Source organism: Streptococcus suis, from assembly GCF_016775005.1.
In the GTDB taxonomy this organism is placed as follows: domain Bacteria; phylum Bacillota; class Bacilli; order Lactobacillales; family Streptococcaceae; genus Streptococcus; species Streptococcus suivaginalis.
This window is the reverse complement of sequence record NZ_JAEUXI010000006.1, coordinates 1-14628: the sequence shown is the minus strand read 5'-3', so window position 1 is coordinate 14628 and position 14628 is coordinate 1. Positions and strand designations below refer to the sequence as shown.

Annotated in this window: 10 protein-coding genes; 2 read left to right on the top strand and 8 right to left on the bottom strand. The window is 46.5% G+C overall.

All coding sequences use genetic code 11. The annotated features are described in order from the left end of the window. Positions 1–104 precede the first annotated feature (104 nt). The 5 genes from JNG37_RS07395 to JNG37_RS07375 all read right to left on the bottom strand — a co-directional run bounded on the left by JNG37_RS07395 (position 105) and on the right by JNG37_RS07375 (position 10141). Positions 105–5615, bottom strand: a complete 5511-nt coding sequence (locus JNG37_RS07395) for a ZmpA/ZmpB/ZmpC family metallo-endopeptidase (RefSeq protein ID WP_202848246.1) — start codon at positions 5613–5615, stop codon at positions 105–107. A gap of 157 nt (positions 5616–5772) precedes the next feature. Next, positions 5773–6402, bottom strand: a complete 630-nt coding sequence (locus JNG37_RS07390; protein ID WP_158457190.1) for a Maf family protein — start codon at positions 6400–6402, stop codon at positions 5773–5775. Positions 6403–6455: 53 nt separating this feature from the next. Next, positions 6456–8693, bottom strand: coding sequence for a DNA internalization-related competence protein ComEC/Rec2 (locus JNG37_RS07385; protein ID WP_158457192.1), 2238 nt, complete (start codon positions 8691–8693; stop codon positions 6456–6458). Then, positions 8677–9333 (bottom strand): helix-hairpin-helix domain-containing protein, encoded by a 657-nt coding sequence (locus tag JNG37_RS07380; protein ID WP_158457194.1) that lies wholly within the window; start codon positions 9331–9333, stop codon positions 8677–8679. Before JNG37_RS07380 ends, JNG37_RS07385 begins: the two co-directional genes overlap by 17 nt. 64 nt (positions 9334–9397) lie before the next feature. Then, the gene (locus JNG37_RS07375) at positions 9398–10141 is read right to left on the bottom strand and encodes a lysophospholipid acyltransferase family protein (RefSeq protein WP_158457210.1); all 744 of its coding nucleotides are present in this window, start codon (positions 10139–10141) and stop codon (positions 9398–9400) included. A 93-nt stretch (positions 10142–10234) separates the two neighbouring features. On the opposite strand from JNG37_RS07375, the gene JNG37_RS07370 reads away from it, so the two are divergent. Continuing rightward, the gene (locus JNG37_RS07370) at positions 10235–10984 is read left to right on the top strand and encodes a tRNA1(Val) (adenine(37)-N6)-methyltransferase (RefSeq protein ID WP_158457196.1); all 750 of its coding nucleotides are present in this window, start codon (positions 10235–10237) and stop codon (positions 10982–10984) included. Continuing rightward, entirely contained in the window at positions 10974–11246 is a 273-nt protein-coding gene (locus tag JNG37_RS07365) for a GIY-YIG nuclease family protein (protein ID WP_158457212.1), read from the top strand. Before JNG37_RS07370 ends, JNG37_RS07365 begins: the two co-directional genes overlap by 11 nt. Positions 11247–11261: 15 nt before the next feature. Here the strand turns inward: JNG37_RS07365 and JNG37_RS07360 are convergent, their stop codons facing one another. The 3 genes from JNG37_RS07360 to JNG37_RS07350 all read right to left on the bottom strand — a co-directional run. Further along, positions 11262–11873 carry an FMN-dependent NADH-azoreductase gene (locus JNG37_RS07360; protein ID WP_158457198.1) on the bottom strand — a complete coding sequence of 204 codons (612 nt, stop codon included), beginning with the start codon at positions 11871–11873 and terminating at the stop codon, positions 11262–11264. A gap of 118 nt (positions 11874–11991) precedes the next feature. Beyond that, positions 11992–12402 (bottom strand): GNAT family N-acetyltransferase, encoded by a 411-nt coding sequence (locus JNG37_RS07355; protein WP_158457200.1) that lies wholly within the window; start codon positions 12400–12402, stop codon positions 11992–11994. 472 nt (positions 12403–12874) lie between these two features. Continuing rightward, on the bottom strand, positions 12875–14628 hold a 1754-nt coding region (locus JNG37_RS07350), incomplete at its 5' end, for a MucBP domain-containing protein (RefSeq protein WP_202848245.1).

Here is a 14628-nt window from a genome sequence, read left to right as displayed (position 1 = left end):
GGACTTGCTCTCTAAGCCATAACAAAAGCCTAGCTTGAGGTTCCAATCCCCTTGCTAGGCTTGTTTTTTATTTTAAAAGAGTTAGATGCTTCAAGCTCCTTCTTCTACTCCTCCTGTTTTTTCGCCTTTTTCCATAAAATAAATTGGAAAAGAAAGAGCAAAACACCAATTGGTGTTAGGAGTCCAGTTTGGCCAGTCACTGGCAAGCTAGCCTCCTTCTCCTTTTGAGATGAATCTTTCTGGCTTACTGCAACTGGATTGGAAGAAGCTGGAGGAAGAACGCCTATCGGCAGTTCATGAGTGACTCCTGCTCCCTTAGCAGTCTCAAGCACTGGAAGAACGCCTACTGGCAGTTCATGGGTGACTCCTGCTCCCTTGGCAGTCTCAAGCACTGGAAGAACGCCTACTGGCAGCTCATGGGTGACTCCTGCTCCCTTAGCTGTTTCAAGCGGCGGGAGAACACCTATCGGCAGTTCATGAGTGACTCCTGCTCCCTTAGCTGTTTCAAGCGGCGGAAGAACGCCTACCGGCAGTTCATGGGTGACTCCTGCTCCCTTGGCAGTCTCAAGCACTGGCAGTTCGTGGGTGACTCCTGCTCCCTTAGCTGTTTCAAGTGGCGGAAGAACGCCTACTGGCAGTTCGTGAGTGATTCCTTCTCCCTTGGCAGTCTCAAGCGGCGGAAGAACGCCTACTGGCAGTTCGTGGGTGACTCCTGCTCCCTTAGCTGTTTCAAGTGGCGGAAGAACACCTACTGGCAGTTCGTGAGTGACTCCTTCTCCCTTAGCTGTTTCAAGCGGCGGAAGAACGCCTACTGGCAGTTCGTGAGTGACTCCTTCTCCCTTGGCAGTCTCAAGCGGCGGAAGAACGCCTACTGGCAGTTCGTGAGTGACTCCTTCTCCCTTGGCAGTCTCAAGCGGCGGAAGAACGCCTACTGGCAGTTCGTGAGTGACTCCTTCTCCCTTGGCAGTCTCAAGCGGCGGAAGAACGCCTACTGGCAGTTCGTGAGTGACTCCACTTCCATTCTCACGTTTGGCAATATGGAAAGGAAGCGAGAGGTCTGCGTAGCTCTGATCATCGTAATGAACACGAACCGTCAGCATGTAATCCCCACTTGTCTGTGGAAGATTATCCACCATGATGACCTGAACTCGTCCTGCTTCACTTGGTACATTAAGGACGGTAAGCAAATTCTCTTCAAGTAGCTGGCTACTATCACCCGGCCAAACAAGCACCTCGCCAGACACTTCCGGCTGGAAGCGTGTAGCCTTTGGCATAGCCTGAACCTGAATTGGGAGAGACAGACTCTGACTACCTACTGTCACCTCAAGTTGATGATGGCTAGTCAACAGAGGCGTTTGTACTGGACTGGTTCGTACGCCAAACTCTGCAAATCGGCTGGAATCAATCACCACGGAAATTCCCTGCTGATCCATCAAACGCAACTGCAACCCTGATAAATCAAGACTTTCGCCTTCTTGATAAACTGACTTGTTCAAGCCCTGCACCAGGCTCACTTCCTGAATCCTAGCTGGATCAAAAGCCACAATCGGTGTCATCGGGCGCACCAAAATCACTGGAATTTTAATCAATTGGCTACTATCAATCGCTTCAAGTAAGCCAAAATCAAAATCTGGTGCCAACTGGTAGCTCCCTTCTGTCGAGCTAGGCATTAAGTTTTCCAAACCAGAAACAGACTGGCCATCTTCCACTTGCACCTGCTCTGACTTCAGCACTTGCCCTGCATGTAGAAACTCTAAGGTGACCGTATGGAGTTGAGGAGGCTGATTTTGAAGGACCAGACGATAGGTTTGATTTTCTTTGGAAATAGCAAAGCGGTCATAATGATTGGACAGTTGAACCGAGCTAGTCGGGTCTAGCAAACCCTCAACCGTCAAAAAGACCTGATCAACATTGTTGGCAAATTGATTCTCGAAACCTGTCAGCACAATTTTCACAGATCCTGAAACATCTGCCAAAACATTCAAATAAGAACCGGCTGGAATCAGGACCTTCCCTTGACCAGACAGAGCTCCAAATTCTACTGAACGGTCACTTGCCAACTGCAGCTGGCTACCAGAGGAAAGTTCGACACTGCTTGAAATACGTGTCACCTGATTACCCAAAGTCACATCCGCATTTTCAACCAAGCTTAATTCCTGAATGTCCAAGAAATTCGCCCCATAAATCCGCGCAGCTTTGACCGTCACTTTATTGTCCATACTATTGGCAGCCGATACTTGTTTTACCTTGTTCGAACGAGTCTCTAGCTCAACCCGACCATAGGTCACCTGGTCATTTGGACCACCTAGGTCAATTCCTTCATCCACACCAGCAAATTCAGAATCAATGATGATGTCAATTGGGATGTAGCTAGAGCTTGCTGCATTTCCTGCAAAAATCTGTCTAAAACGGGTATTGGAATCACCGTTGACAACCAAGAGACGCGCATGAGTCCCCGTCGGCTCCCCCAGACGGGAACCAGCTACAACCGTAGGACGAAGGCTATCTTGCTGTTGACTGATAGTTGTTGAAACTGCATCAAATATCGCTTGATGCCCATTCAGATAGATTGTTGGTTGCTGATTACCAGATGGAATCATATTAAGTGTCATCTTGGTAAAGATAACTGCATCCCCCAACTCTACATCAGCCCCACGAAATGTCAAACCATGTCCCTGACCATCAATCGTCACAGCCTTATCAATAACAAAAGGCTGATCTTGGCGATGGGTGATACTTTGTACCAACTTAATCACATCCCCATCACTTGCCTGTCGAAGAGCATAAGACAGGCTTTGATAAGGATTAGCTTCTGTTCCTGCTCCATCTGTTGAAGTCTCTGGACCATTGGTCACGTAAAAAGTACGACTGGTCTCTTTTTCTTTGTAGATGCTAGTTCGGAAATCGTTTGTCATCGTCAGGTATTCTTGGAAAATCTGCGTCTTCAAGTCTCGAACAGCTGTCACACCTGTTGTCACGAATGTATTGTTGGTTTGATTCATCTTCATTCGTTCCAAATCTTGTTCAACCGCCTGACGCATCTTGATTTCCAGGTCTGCCAGATTTGCAAACTGACTAGTCGCTTTCAAGTCTTGTAGTCGAGCAGCACGTCTTGCAAACATGGCTTTTTTAAAGGTAGCCAAATTCCCATTGTGCTCGGGCATAATCGCAGCAAGTGCCTCTTTGTCATTGGCATATTGGTTAGACAGATAGGCTACCATCCCATTTTTATAACCGTACTCTCCTAATAACTCATAGGCATAACGACGAGTTGTGAAATCACCCACAAAACTAGTATCATTTTGCAAACCTGCAAAAACTGGTTCAAACAAGGGGACAACAAAATAGTCGTTATGGTTGGCAAAACCACGCGTGTCAAATCCTTTAAAGGCCAAACGTCCTGACACAATTGCCTGGTCAACCAAGTCATCCACAGTCGTCAAATTTGCAGCCAGTTGCTCATCAATTGCTTTAAATTCATCTCTGATTTTTACAGGATTGGACGGTAAAGGTGAGACTGCCAATTGATTGAAGAGAATGGTCTTATCCGCTGCAGATTGCTCTAGGCTAACCTTGGCTTCCAAATAATCCAAACTATAAATCACATCCAGCAAGCCTTGCATATATTCTTTCAGGTCTGCTTCTGTTTCAAAACGAGTCGGCGATTGGTTTTGTGTTCGCCCCGTTCCTAATTCATAAGCCGTATTAAGGTTAAAAATCGGAAGGTAAGAGGATTGCCCCTGGGTATTATTGTGGGAATCAAAGAGTCCTGTCGCGTACAATTCCGCATCCTTGTTGGTCCTACGTCCGAAACCATTGAACCAAACTTTCTGATCAAAAATATGCGTCATTTCATGGGTATAGACCGACAAACCATTGTCTGTCAAGGACTTACCTAGAAAGAAGGTAATCCGTGTATCGCTGTCTTTCTGACCACCTGCCTGCAAGAAATTCGAGTAAAGCCCTAAAGGTGTAATAAATTCACGCACTCCCTCAAGTGCCTTACTGCCTGTCTTTGCGGACCAGAGATTTCGAGCTAATTCATGAGGCTGACCCAGAGCTTGCAAGCTATCAACTACTACAACCGTAGGATGATTTCGGAGCACCTCTCCTTTCTCACTCACACGGTACCAAAAATCGATAAATGCCTGTTGGCCTTGAACCGCTTTTTCCATGCTTGTTGTCAACGATTCCGTCCCACTAGCTGCCGAAACGTAGGTATCTCTGAGTCCGTAAGTGATGGTATTTGTCGTTGATAAAACAATGACAGAATCTGAACTCAAAGTCAACAATGGCAGGATGTGGCTGGCTAATCGAGGAGAGTCTGACTTTAATTTTTGGTAAAGAGAGCTACTTCCGTTTGGACTTATGGAAGTAGCAATGGCAGCTCTTGTCGTTTCATTAAACCAGCTTTCCACATCTGGAGCTTCTGTCCAACGAGGCACCTGACTTTCGATAAAGGCAATCAGATTAGGCTGATTAGTAATGGGAGCCAGTTTCTTTTGATAGGTTAGCAGGTTGTTTTTCAATTCCAAATCAGCATAATTCACAGAACCAATCTGAATCAGATTTGTCAGAAGATCTGACTGATTTCCAAAAACCTCTGGATAGTAAAGAATCAAATCCTTAGCTGCAAAGTTTCCAAGAGCAAACTTGTATTGGCGCTCTAGATAGGTCAAACCTAGTAGAATCTTTTCCTTGTTGGCCTTTACAGTTTCTGGATTTACGGCAGTGGATTTTTCAAAAACCCCTGCCAAAATAGTGTCCAAACGATTTTGAACACTTGTAAAACTTGTTCGCATATCCAACTGATCCATATAGACCTGACGTTTGCGAGCCGCTAGTTCTTCACTAGTGGGTACCTGACCATTTTTCTCTTTCTTCAGTTCCTGTTCGATGGCAAAATTATCTAAAAAGCGCTCATTGTTTTTCAGACCATCGTACAAACTCTCATAGGTAACGGCCTTTAGTTCAGCTGAAACAGCCCGAACCTGCTCCAAGACTTGTTTGGCGTTGGCAACTACTGGCGTATTGTCAGCTGTTGCAGGGACAATTTGTCTACTACCATCCGCATAGACCTCCTGCACTTGGTCCACAGTCTGATGAGCCTGACTGGTCACCAACTGCCCTTGAGCATCCAAGGGCAGGTTGGCAATACTAGTTTGGTCTGCTACACTCCGAGCCATCCGACTACGTGGCTGACTTGAGGTGGTTGTGGCCTCTTCAGCGATAAGCGGTTGAACAGCAGGTGTTTCAGCGTTTTCTCCTGATTCAGATACAACTGACGTCACCTCAGCTACCGTCTGAGGAGCAGAAACTGTAGAACTCTTCCCATCTGCTGCTTGTTCAGATAGTGGCATAACCATAGCAGCACCATCACTCGAATCGGAAAGAGGCTGGCTAACTGTTTCGGTAGGCATTTGATTTTCTCTAACCGTACTTTCAGTCTCTGTACTAGCCTGACCAACCTGCTGGCTAGTCACAAGATTAGCCGAGACTTCCTCGGCTTGAACACTGACAGAAGTCGTTACGATAAAACCGATGGAAAGCGCAACCGAAACCACACCGACCGCATACTTTCGAATTCCAAAATGTATCTTCTTTTCTCCTCGCATATAACCTCCATTAGGAAAATTGTGCTTATTTTTTAATGGCAATCTCCATAAATCATTTTATCATAGCTACTAGGACTTCTCCTAAAAATAAGCCCTAGTCTCAGACAAATTTTAAGAGCAGGGCTTCGTTTTTAATCAATTGAAGTCATAGCAACTGTTAGGTTGCAATTCGACGGCTAGTTTCTGACACAGGAAGACCGATAATGGTATGGACATCGCCTGCTACATGCTTGATAAAACGAGGATCTAATTCCTGAAAACCATAGGCACCAGCCTTGTCCATGGGTGATCCTGAATCCAGATAATTATCAACTACCTCTTGCAAGTCCGGATACCAATCAACAAATTCAATCTCTGCAATGGTGTAGAAAACTTCTAGATAATCCTTTGCCCGCAAGCAAACGGAAGTCACTACCTCGTGCTTCTTACCGAAGTAGGACAAAAACATGGCACGCGCTTCTGCCTCGTCGACGGGCTTGTTGTAAACCTGATTTTCAAAAACCACAATGGTATCTGCAGAAATGTAGAGAACACCTTCTTCCAAATCACAATCCGACTTGGCCTTGGAGACCTCGCAACAGGTCTTGGCTGCTCGTGTCAGAAAATCATCCTTGACAAAAATCTCCATAAACCGCTCTTCAATTCCCCGCTCATCTACCTCAACTGCCTTAATCTCCGGTTTCAAAAATTCCAGTAACTGCCTGCGACGAGGCGAAGTGCTCAAGAGAACAACCTTCTCAACTGCAGGCTTTGTTCCTGCTTTCTCATAGTCAACAATGTATTTCATAGTCACTCCTCATCTGTTTGTTCCATTATAACAGAATTTCCAAGCAGCGACTATCATTCCCTCACCGTCTCAATCGTCCACTCCTTATAACCTCGGAAACGAATAGCTCCTTGCTGGTCAGTGCGATAGACTTGGATATTCCGACTGTCAAAACGGTCCAAGGTTTCTTGGTGAGGATGCTTGTAGCGGTTGTTTTCTCCTGCTGATACCAGGGCAATCTTGACTCCGATATGGTCTAGAAACTCAGGATAGGATGAGCCTTTGGAGCCATGGTGACCTGCCTTGAGGATATCGACAGGCAGGTTGGGATAGGCTTTCATCAAGTCCAATTCCCCCTGCTCCAAGTCCCCTGTAAAGAGGAAATTGGTTTCCAACAAGCGACCGTAAAGGACAACAGAGTCATTATTGCCACCGTCACCTGTCCCGTCTGGATAGAGGACCTCCAGATAGGAGTCAAAAATCGGCAAGCGGTCGCCCACCGCCACCACATGAACAGGGACATTGATTTCTTTCAAGGTGGCTACAAAGTCAGGCACCGTCAGGCTTCCCGGCGACACGTAAATCCGACCAATCTGGACCTGCTTCGCCACCTCCAGCACATCGCCCACATGGTCAGCGTCGGTATGGGTCAGGACCAAACTATCAATCCTATCCACACCCCGACTATGCAGATAAGGAATCAAGGTCCGCTCTGCATTTGCCTGCGAAGACCGCTCCTGCCAAGCTTCTTTAGCCACAAAATCGACCCGTCCGCCCACATCGATCAGGACCGTCCGCCCCCGCATATCCCGCAAAAAGATGCTGTCCCCCTGCCCGATGTCCACCACCGTCACCTCATTTTCCAGCGGGTGTTTGGTCGTGAAAAATAGCAGAGCGAGGACCAGGCTCAGTCCTAAGAGCCATTTTTTCTTCCTGTGAAAATCGTAAAGCATGGAGAGGCAGACCAGCAAAAGCAAGAGAACCAGCCCAGACGGCTTGCCCAGTATCCAAGGTCGCAATCCCAAATCTGCCACCCAGACAATGATTTTCTCCATAAAGACGAAAAATCCATTGACCCAAGTTATCTTGACAACTGGCGACAGGAGAAAAATGACTGACAAACCTGGCAAAAGCAGGACATCAAAGATAAAGGAAAAAACAAAGGTCAAGAGGATAGACAAGGGCTGGAAGGCATAGAAATAGGTCATGAGCACCGGCAAAATCCCCAGCGAAATACTGAGACTCTCCACCGCAGTCTTTTTGACCTGCCCCAAGTCCTCAAAATCAAAGACCGTCAGCAAGAAAGCATAGGTAAAAGTCAGCACTCCTCCTGCCGTCAGTAAAAATCGGGGCAGCACCAGCAAGCAGATAAAGACCGTCACCGCAAAATTATCCAGCTTCTGCAAGCCCATATTGCCCAGAATTTTTTGGACCAAGGACCGCACCACTGACACCGAAAAGCCTGTCAAACCAGCATAGACAAGGGAAAAGGGTATCTGCAATTTATCCACCGTTTCCTTGGTCAAGCCCAGACGCAGCAAAATCCAACGAAACTTGTCGATGAAAAAGCCCACCTGCATACCAGACAGGGCAAAGAGATGAATGATACCTAGACTGGAATAGAGGTCACTCATCTGGTCAAACTCACTATCCAAGTCCCCAAACAAGAGCCCTGTCATGTAGTGACTCATAGGTGCTGGAAAATTGGTTTTGATATAGACCAAGGCCTGCCTCCGCCAGCTTGATAGCCAGTCAAAAACATTCCAAGACTGGATAGGAACAATCTTCTTAATCGCCGTTAGCTTGACAGTCCGATAGATGCCCTGTGTTTTCAGATAGGCCTGATAGTCAAAGCCCTTGAAATTCCGCTGACCAGCTGGTAGGCTGACCTCTGCTTCCACTTCTAGCTGGACTAGATCTGTTAGTTGTTGAAAATAAATCTGCTCCTCCTGACTGGCTAATTTGTAGAAAACCTGATAGGTTTGTCCGTCAGCCCGACCCCGAAAGGACAAGCTGTCCCCGTTAATGTCAATGGTATCGGGAATGACCTGCACTATCGTCACTTGCTCTGGGGCTGACTGGGCTGCCCGCTCCCATTGGACCTTCTGGCATCCAAAAAACAGACCGCACAGGGCTAGAAGCGGCAGCGTTCTGATGAAAACTGCCTTACCTTGCCGAACCCCAAAGACAGCTAGCAACAAACTCAGCAGGCCCATTGTCAAGAGGGAAAAAGAGTGGACTACAAAGTAGGCCGCCACCGCTAAAACTGCCAGGTGAATGGGCTGGAAGGGGAGCTTACTCAACTGTGACATAAGGTCGGATGCTTTCCATGGTCTTGTCGCCTATGCCCGATACATTGTTGAGGTCGTCCACCGACTTGAATCCACCGTTTGCCTCACGATAGGCGATAATGTCTGTCGCTCGCTTGGCACCGATGCCCGAAATGGTCTGCAGGTCCGCCTCGGTCGCCGTATTCAAATTGACTAGACTTGTATTTTTTTCTTCTTGGGACATGGCAGAGCTGGCAGTCGTGCTGGTCACCACCGAGATATTTTCATCCTTGCTGGCCACATAGACCACCGCTTCGTCGCTGAGCTTCTGAGCCAGATTGATAGACTTGGGGTCTGCCTGACTGGTCAAACCGCCAGCTGCTTCAACTGCATCATTGACCCGACTTCCTGCATCAAGATAGTAAATGCCGGGCTCTGTCACCGCCCCTTTGACATCAACGACCAGCTGGCTAGGCTCCTCACTTACTTCTGTACTAGTTTCCTCGACCAGCTCAGAGCTACTAGAAGTTTGTTCGGTCTGTGGAAAATCTGTCAGTCCTGTTTGATCAGCCAATTGTGCTGGCTGACTAAAGATCAAAAAAGTCCCCACAAGTAAAATAGCTACTGTTGGAAGAGCCAGTTGCCATTTGTAATCTTTGATAGTTTCAATTACTTTTTCCATATGCTACCTCCACTTGTTTTATTCGAAAAAAACGAAAAAACTCGCAATAGCGAGTTTAAAAATTTTACTTATCGAGTTGAGTACTTGGTTGCCAGAAGAAGCTAGCAATATAGCTAAAGGCATAGGTCAATCCCAAGATAAGAGCAACCAGCAAAAGAACTGGGATACGATAGATATAAGTCAAGATATTTGGCTTTTTCTTGGTTTGGAAGGATGCCGCATGGTCATCTAAGCGTTTGAACTCAGCCTCGATTCGGCTAGTTACTTCTGCTGTACCTGCATCATCCATACGCTTGATATCCGAAACATCGATAGGATTTCCAAAAGCCACATCGATTCGCTCACCAGCTAAGAGCCCCTTGATAGTCATGGGACCCACATAGGTAGCTGGCATGAGTTTGACCTTGGCTGACTTGGCAATGACTGCTACACCACCTTTTAGTTCAGATGAATGACGGCTACCAGATGGGAACATGACCAGCGACCGGTCACTTTTTTTCAACATGTTTACTGGATATTTAATGGCTGCCATGCTTGGATTTTCACGGTCAATCGGAAAGGCTCCACATTTTGAAATCCACCAGCCAAACCCACGGTCCTTGAAGAGTTCTTTTTTAGCCATAAAGATGAACTGCTTAGGAGCAGCTGCGTAGCCAAGAAAGACTGGATCCCAGAAGGTTTTGTGCGGAGCGATAAGAATATAATTTTCCTCCTGTGGCAAGATATTCTCCCTGTCATGGTAGTGAATGTTGCCATTGATTGCCCAAAGTAAAAATGTCAGTAGAGTTCGTAGATAGGAATAAAACATCATCTTCTCCTTTTTCAGTCTTGACTATTATACCACACTTTTACCGAGAGAAAAATATACAACTCCATCTCCAGGTTATGCTATAATAATCTCATGCACAATCCAGTTTTATTAGACGGAGAGCGGATTGACCAGCTCTTCTCGACAGATGTTCAGATTATTCAAAACCGGGAGGTTTTTAGCTACTCGATTGACAGTGTCCTCCTTTCGCGTTTTCCAAAAATGCCTGCTCAGAAGGGGCTGATTGTTGACCTTTGTAGTGGAAATGGGGCGGTGGGCCTCTTTGCCTCCACACGTACTAAGGCTCAGATTATTCAGGTCGAGTTGCAGGAACGGCTTGCTGACATGAACCGCCGCTCCATCGCCCTCAATGGTCTGGAGGAACAGGTTTCGGTCATCAATGACGACTTGGCAAACTTGCCTCAATATGATTTGCGGTCCAAGGTGGATTTGATGCTCTGCAATCCTCCCTACTTCAAGGTGGACGAGGGTTCAAACCTCAATGAAAGCGAGCATTATCTCCTGGCCAGACACGAAATCGCAACCAACCTAGACAGCATTTGTCAGGTGGCCCAACAGGTGCTCAAATCCAATGGTCGCTTGGCCATGGTCCACAGACCCGACCGATTTTTAGATATTTTGGACACGCTGAGGACCTACAAACTGGCTCCCAAACGTATCCAGTTTGTCTATCCCAAGGCCAGCAAGGAGGCCAATATGTTGCTGATTGAGGCTATCAAGGACGGCTCGGTGGACGGGCTGCACATCCTGCCACCTCTGGTTGTCCATGAGGAAAACGGCGACTATACTCCGGCTATTCATGAGATTTATTATGGAAAATAAGGCCTACTTTTATGTGCTGGAATGTGCCGACGGGAGTCTTTATACTGGTTATACGACTGATGTGGAGAAGCGGCTTGCTACCCATAATCGTGGGAAAGGGGCCAAGTACACCCGCGGACGCTTGCCTGTCAGCTTGCTCTATCAAGAAGCCTTTGCTAGTAAACAAGAAGCCATGTCCGCCGAGGCACTCTTTAAGAAACGCAACCGACAGAGCAAGTTAGACTATATCGCAGAAATGACAAAAAAACCTCGTACAAAATAGTACGAGGCTTTTTATTTAAAAGACTTCCAAAATTGTATCAATTTTCCCCATAGCCTCTTCAAAAATAGTCTGAGCCTGGCTTGGATCAGCTGATTGCCCTTCGATGAAGACCTGATGGATGTCTTCAAAGCCCAGAAACTCAAAGATAGACTTGATGTATTGGGCTGCTGGATCTTGACCTGCGTAAACTCCACCATTGGACTGGATATGTAACAATTTTTTGCCCTTGACTAGACCGATAGAGCCTTCTGGTCCATACTTGAAGGTCAGACCTGCAACGTTAATGGTATTAATCCATGACACTAATTGACTTGGCACATTGAGGTTCCAAAGGGGATTGACCACGACAATCTTATCTGCTGCAAGAAATTGATGAGTTAGTACATTATAGCGGTCCAAGCGTTCTGCTTGTTCAGGACTGACTTCTATACCTTTTTTTGCTGCTCCCATAGCCTCTAACAAGGACTTGTCTAAGGCGGGAATCTGGTCCTCGAAGACATCGACTATTTCTATCTCATCCTCTGGATGCAAACTGGCGTACCGAGTTTGAAACTCTTCCAAAGACCGCAAGGCATAGGACTTTTGTGCTTCGAGGGGGTGGGCCTTTACAATTAATATAGTTGCCATTGTTTCTTTCCTTATCACTAATTATTGATAGTTATATTCTACTCTTTTTGATTTGAAATTCAAATCATCTGCTCATGGCAAGAGGCTGGTTCCCCAGCCTCTGCATTCAAAACTGTTATCAGTTTTTTAAATAGGTGTAAGCGACACAATCCAGGCTATCAACGGCTGTAAAACCAATTGCCTCATAGTAAGACCGTGTTTTCTCAGTATTATCCGTCAAGAGATGGAGTTGATAAATACCTGGAAAGTAGGCAATGGCCTGCTCCAAAAGCTGACGACCAATCCCTTGTCGCTGATAGGTTGGCAGGACCAAGATGTCCTGAATAAAAACGATTGAATGGCCATCACCAACAGCTCGCAAGAGACCCACTAGACAGTCACCGTCATAGGCCGCAAGAACAAACAGGCTATGTTTCAAGGCCTTCTGTAACATGGTAGGCCGGTCAGTATAATTTGTCCAACCAACAGAAACATAGAGGTCAAGGACAGCTTGAAAATCAAGTTGAGGATGTTGTTTGTAAGTAATCATGTTCTTCTCCTTTGTATTATTTTTTAGAATACAAAGGCTTTGTCCATTGTCAAAATGCCCATGGTCTTTCCTCCTGTTTAATTACTCCTAGTATATCAAAAAAATGTGCAAAATTCTTCTTAAATAGTAACATTTGTCTTGAAATTACACTGATTGCCATTCTGTTATTATTTTGTTACTCCAGTGAACAAGGAGGCTTCATTTCTCGGCTTCCAACTTCAAATAAACCCTACACTTGTACGAGCTACCGTACATTACCTCCTGCCCTAACCGTATAGGTCATCTTTTATTACACCATTAATTCCCCTGCTCTACCCCAGCACCGTCTGTCGATTGTTACATATTTCTAAAAACAAACTAAAAGACTCTATTTTGGGAACATAATCATTACCACAGGGAGACAACCTAAAAAAGACACCCTCGTAAATGAGGATGTCTCGTATTTAGTCATTTAAACTGTTACCATATGGTATCAATCTTCACGACGTTTTTTCAAGCCAATTTTTGTAGCTGTCAACATACTCAAACCTAGCAGGCTTAATACACTGGAATCTATTTCTCCAGTATTTGGCAGAGCCTCAGACTTAGTAGCAGGCTGAACTACGGACGGCACAATTGGACTAGCCTTTGGAGGACTTGGTTTCGCTATGACTTTAGGTGCCTCTGGAACGTAGGTAATCGGCGTGTCAACTCCTGGATCCGTTGGAATTGGCGGAAGCTCATAACCCTTGCTTGGATCATCTGGATCAACTTGTGGCAACGGGGTCACTCCATCTGGACCAACTGGGATAAAGCCTGGGACATGTGGAAGGGTTGGAACTTCATCGCCTGGCTTGGTCGGATCCGTTGGATGATTTGGATATGGGATTGGAGTCACTGGTTGACCTGGAATGTTTGGTACCCAAGAGCCGATTGGAACATAGACATAAGTGACAACTGTTCCACCCTCAACCATGGTACCCGTTGCGTTGGTTGGAATTTCCTTAAGAAGATAACCTTCAATAACCTTGCCTTCGCTAGTGTAACTATCACCAACCTTGCCTTCAGTGATAATTGGTGGAAGGAGGTCCTTGCCAGATTCGTCCACATATTTCACAGTGACTGTCGATGACTTAGGTGCCTCTGGAACGTAGGTAATCGGTGTATCAACTCCTGGATCCGTTGGAATTGGTGGAAGCTCATAACCCTTGCTTGGATCATCTGGATCAACTGGTGGCAACGGGGTCACTCCATCTGGACCAACTGGGATAAAGCCTGGGACATGTGGAAGGGTTGGAACTGTGTCGCCTGGCTTGGTTGGATCCGTTGGATGATTTGGATATGGGATTGGAGTCACTGGCTGACCTGGAATATTTGGTACCCAAGAGCCGATTGGAACATAGACATAAGTGACAACTGTTCCACCCTCAACCATGGTACCCGTTGCGTTGGTTGGAATTTCCTTAAGAAGATAACCTTCAATAACCTTGCCTTCGCTAGTGTAACTATCACCAACCTTGCCTTCAGTGATAATTGGTGGAAGGAGGTCCTTGCCAGATTCGTCCACATATTTCACAGTGACTGTCGATGACTTCGGTGCCTCTGGAACGTAGGTAATCGGTGTATCAACTCCTGGATCCGTTGGAATTGGTGGAAGCTCATAACCCTTGCTTGGATCATCTGGATCAACTGGTGGCAACGGGGTCACTCCATCTGGACCAACTGGGATAAAGCCTGGGACATGTGGAAGGGTTGGAACTGCGTCGCCCGGCTTGGTTGGATCCGTCGGATGGTTCGGATACGGAATCGGTGGCACTGGATCTGTACCTGGCGGTGGAGTGATGGTCCAAGAGCCGAGCGCCTTGTAGACTACGATTTCATCTACATTATCTGTCGTAGCTGTCGCCTCAATAACTTCTGCCGTTGCGCCTGGGGTGACTGGCTGACCATTTCTAGTCGCTGTAGTAGCCACATAACCTGTCACCAATGGTAGAGCCTGACCTTCCAGAGTGCTATCGCCATCTTTAGCTGTCCATTCGGTGTAGGTCACCTGCTTGGTCACATGGTTGTAGCTACCCGTCCGCTCGAAGGTGACAGAATTGGTCTTGCTTTCGGTATTTGGAACTGGCTGACCGTCGACAGTATCCAGTTTGTAAGCCACTGTACGAGCGATGGTCTTGGTCACTTCTTCCCAACGTGGTCCATTTGGATTAGTCGGATCGACTGGTGTACCTGGGGTCTGTGGAT

Coding starts and splice junctions, on each gene's coding strand:
- JNG37_RS07375 (WP_158457210.1), bottom strand. CDS start 10,141: ATGTTTTATTCCTATCTACGAACTCTACTGACATTTTTACTTTGGGCA.
- JNG37_RS07370 (WP_158457196.1), top strand. CDS start 10,235: ATGCACAATCCAGTTTTATTAGACGGAGAGCGGATTGACCAGCTCTTC.
- JNG37_RS07395 (WP_202848246.1), bottom strand. CDS start 5,615: ATGCGAGGAGAAAAGAAGATACATTTTGGAATTCGAAAGTATGCGGTC.
- JNG37_RS07380 (WP_158457194.1), bottom strand. CDS start 9,333: ATGGAAAAAGTAATTGAAACTATCAAAGATTACAAATGGCAACTGGCT.
- JNG37_RS07390 (WP_158457190.1), bottom strand. CDS start 6,402: ATGAAATACATTGTTGACTATGAGAAAGCAGGAACAAAGCCTGCAGTT.
- JNG37_RS07385 (WP_158457192.1), bottom strand. CDS start 8,693: ATGTCACAGTTGAGTAAGCTCCCCTTCCAGCCCATTCACCTGGCAGTT.
- JNG37_RS07360 (WP_158457198.1), bottom strand. CDS start 11,873: ATGGCAACTATATTAATTGTAAAGGCCCACCCCCTCGAAGCACAAAAG.
- JNG37_RS07365 (WP_158457212.1), top strand. CDS start 10,974: ATGGAAAATAAGGCCTACTTTTATGTGCTGGAATGTGCCGACGGGAGT.
- JNG37_RS07355 (WP_158457200.1), bottom strand. CDS start 12,402: ATGATTACTTACAAACAACATCCTCAACTTGATTTTCAAGCTGTCCTT.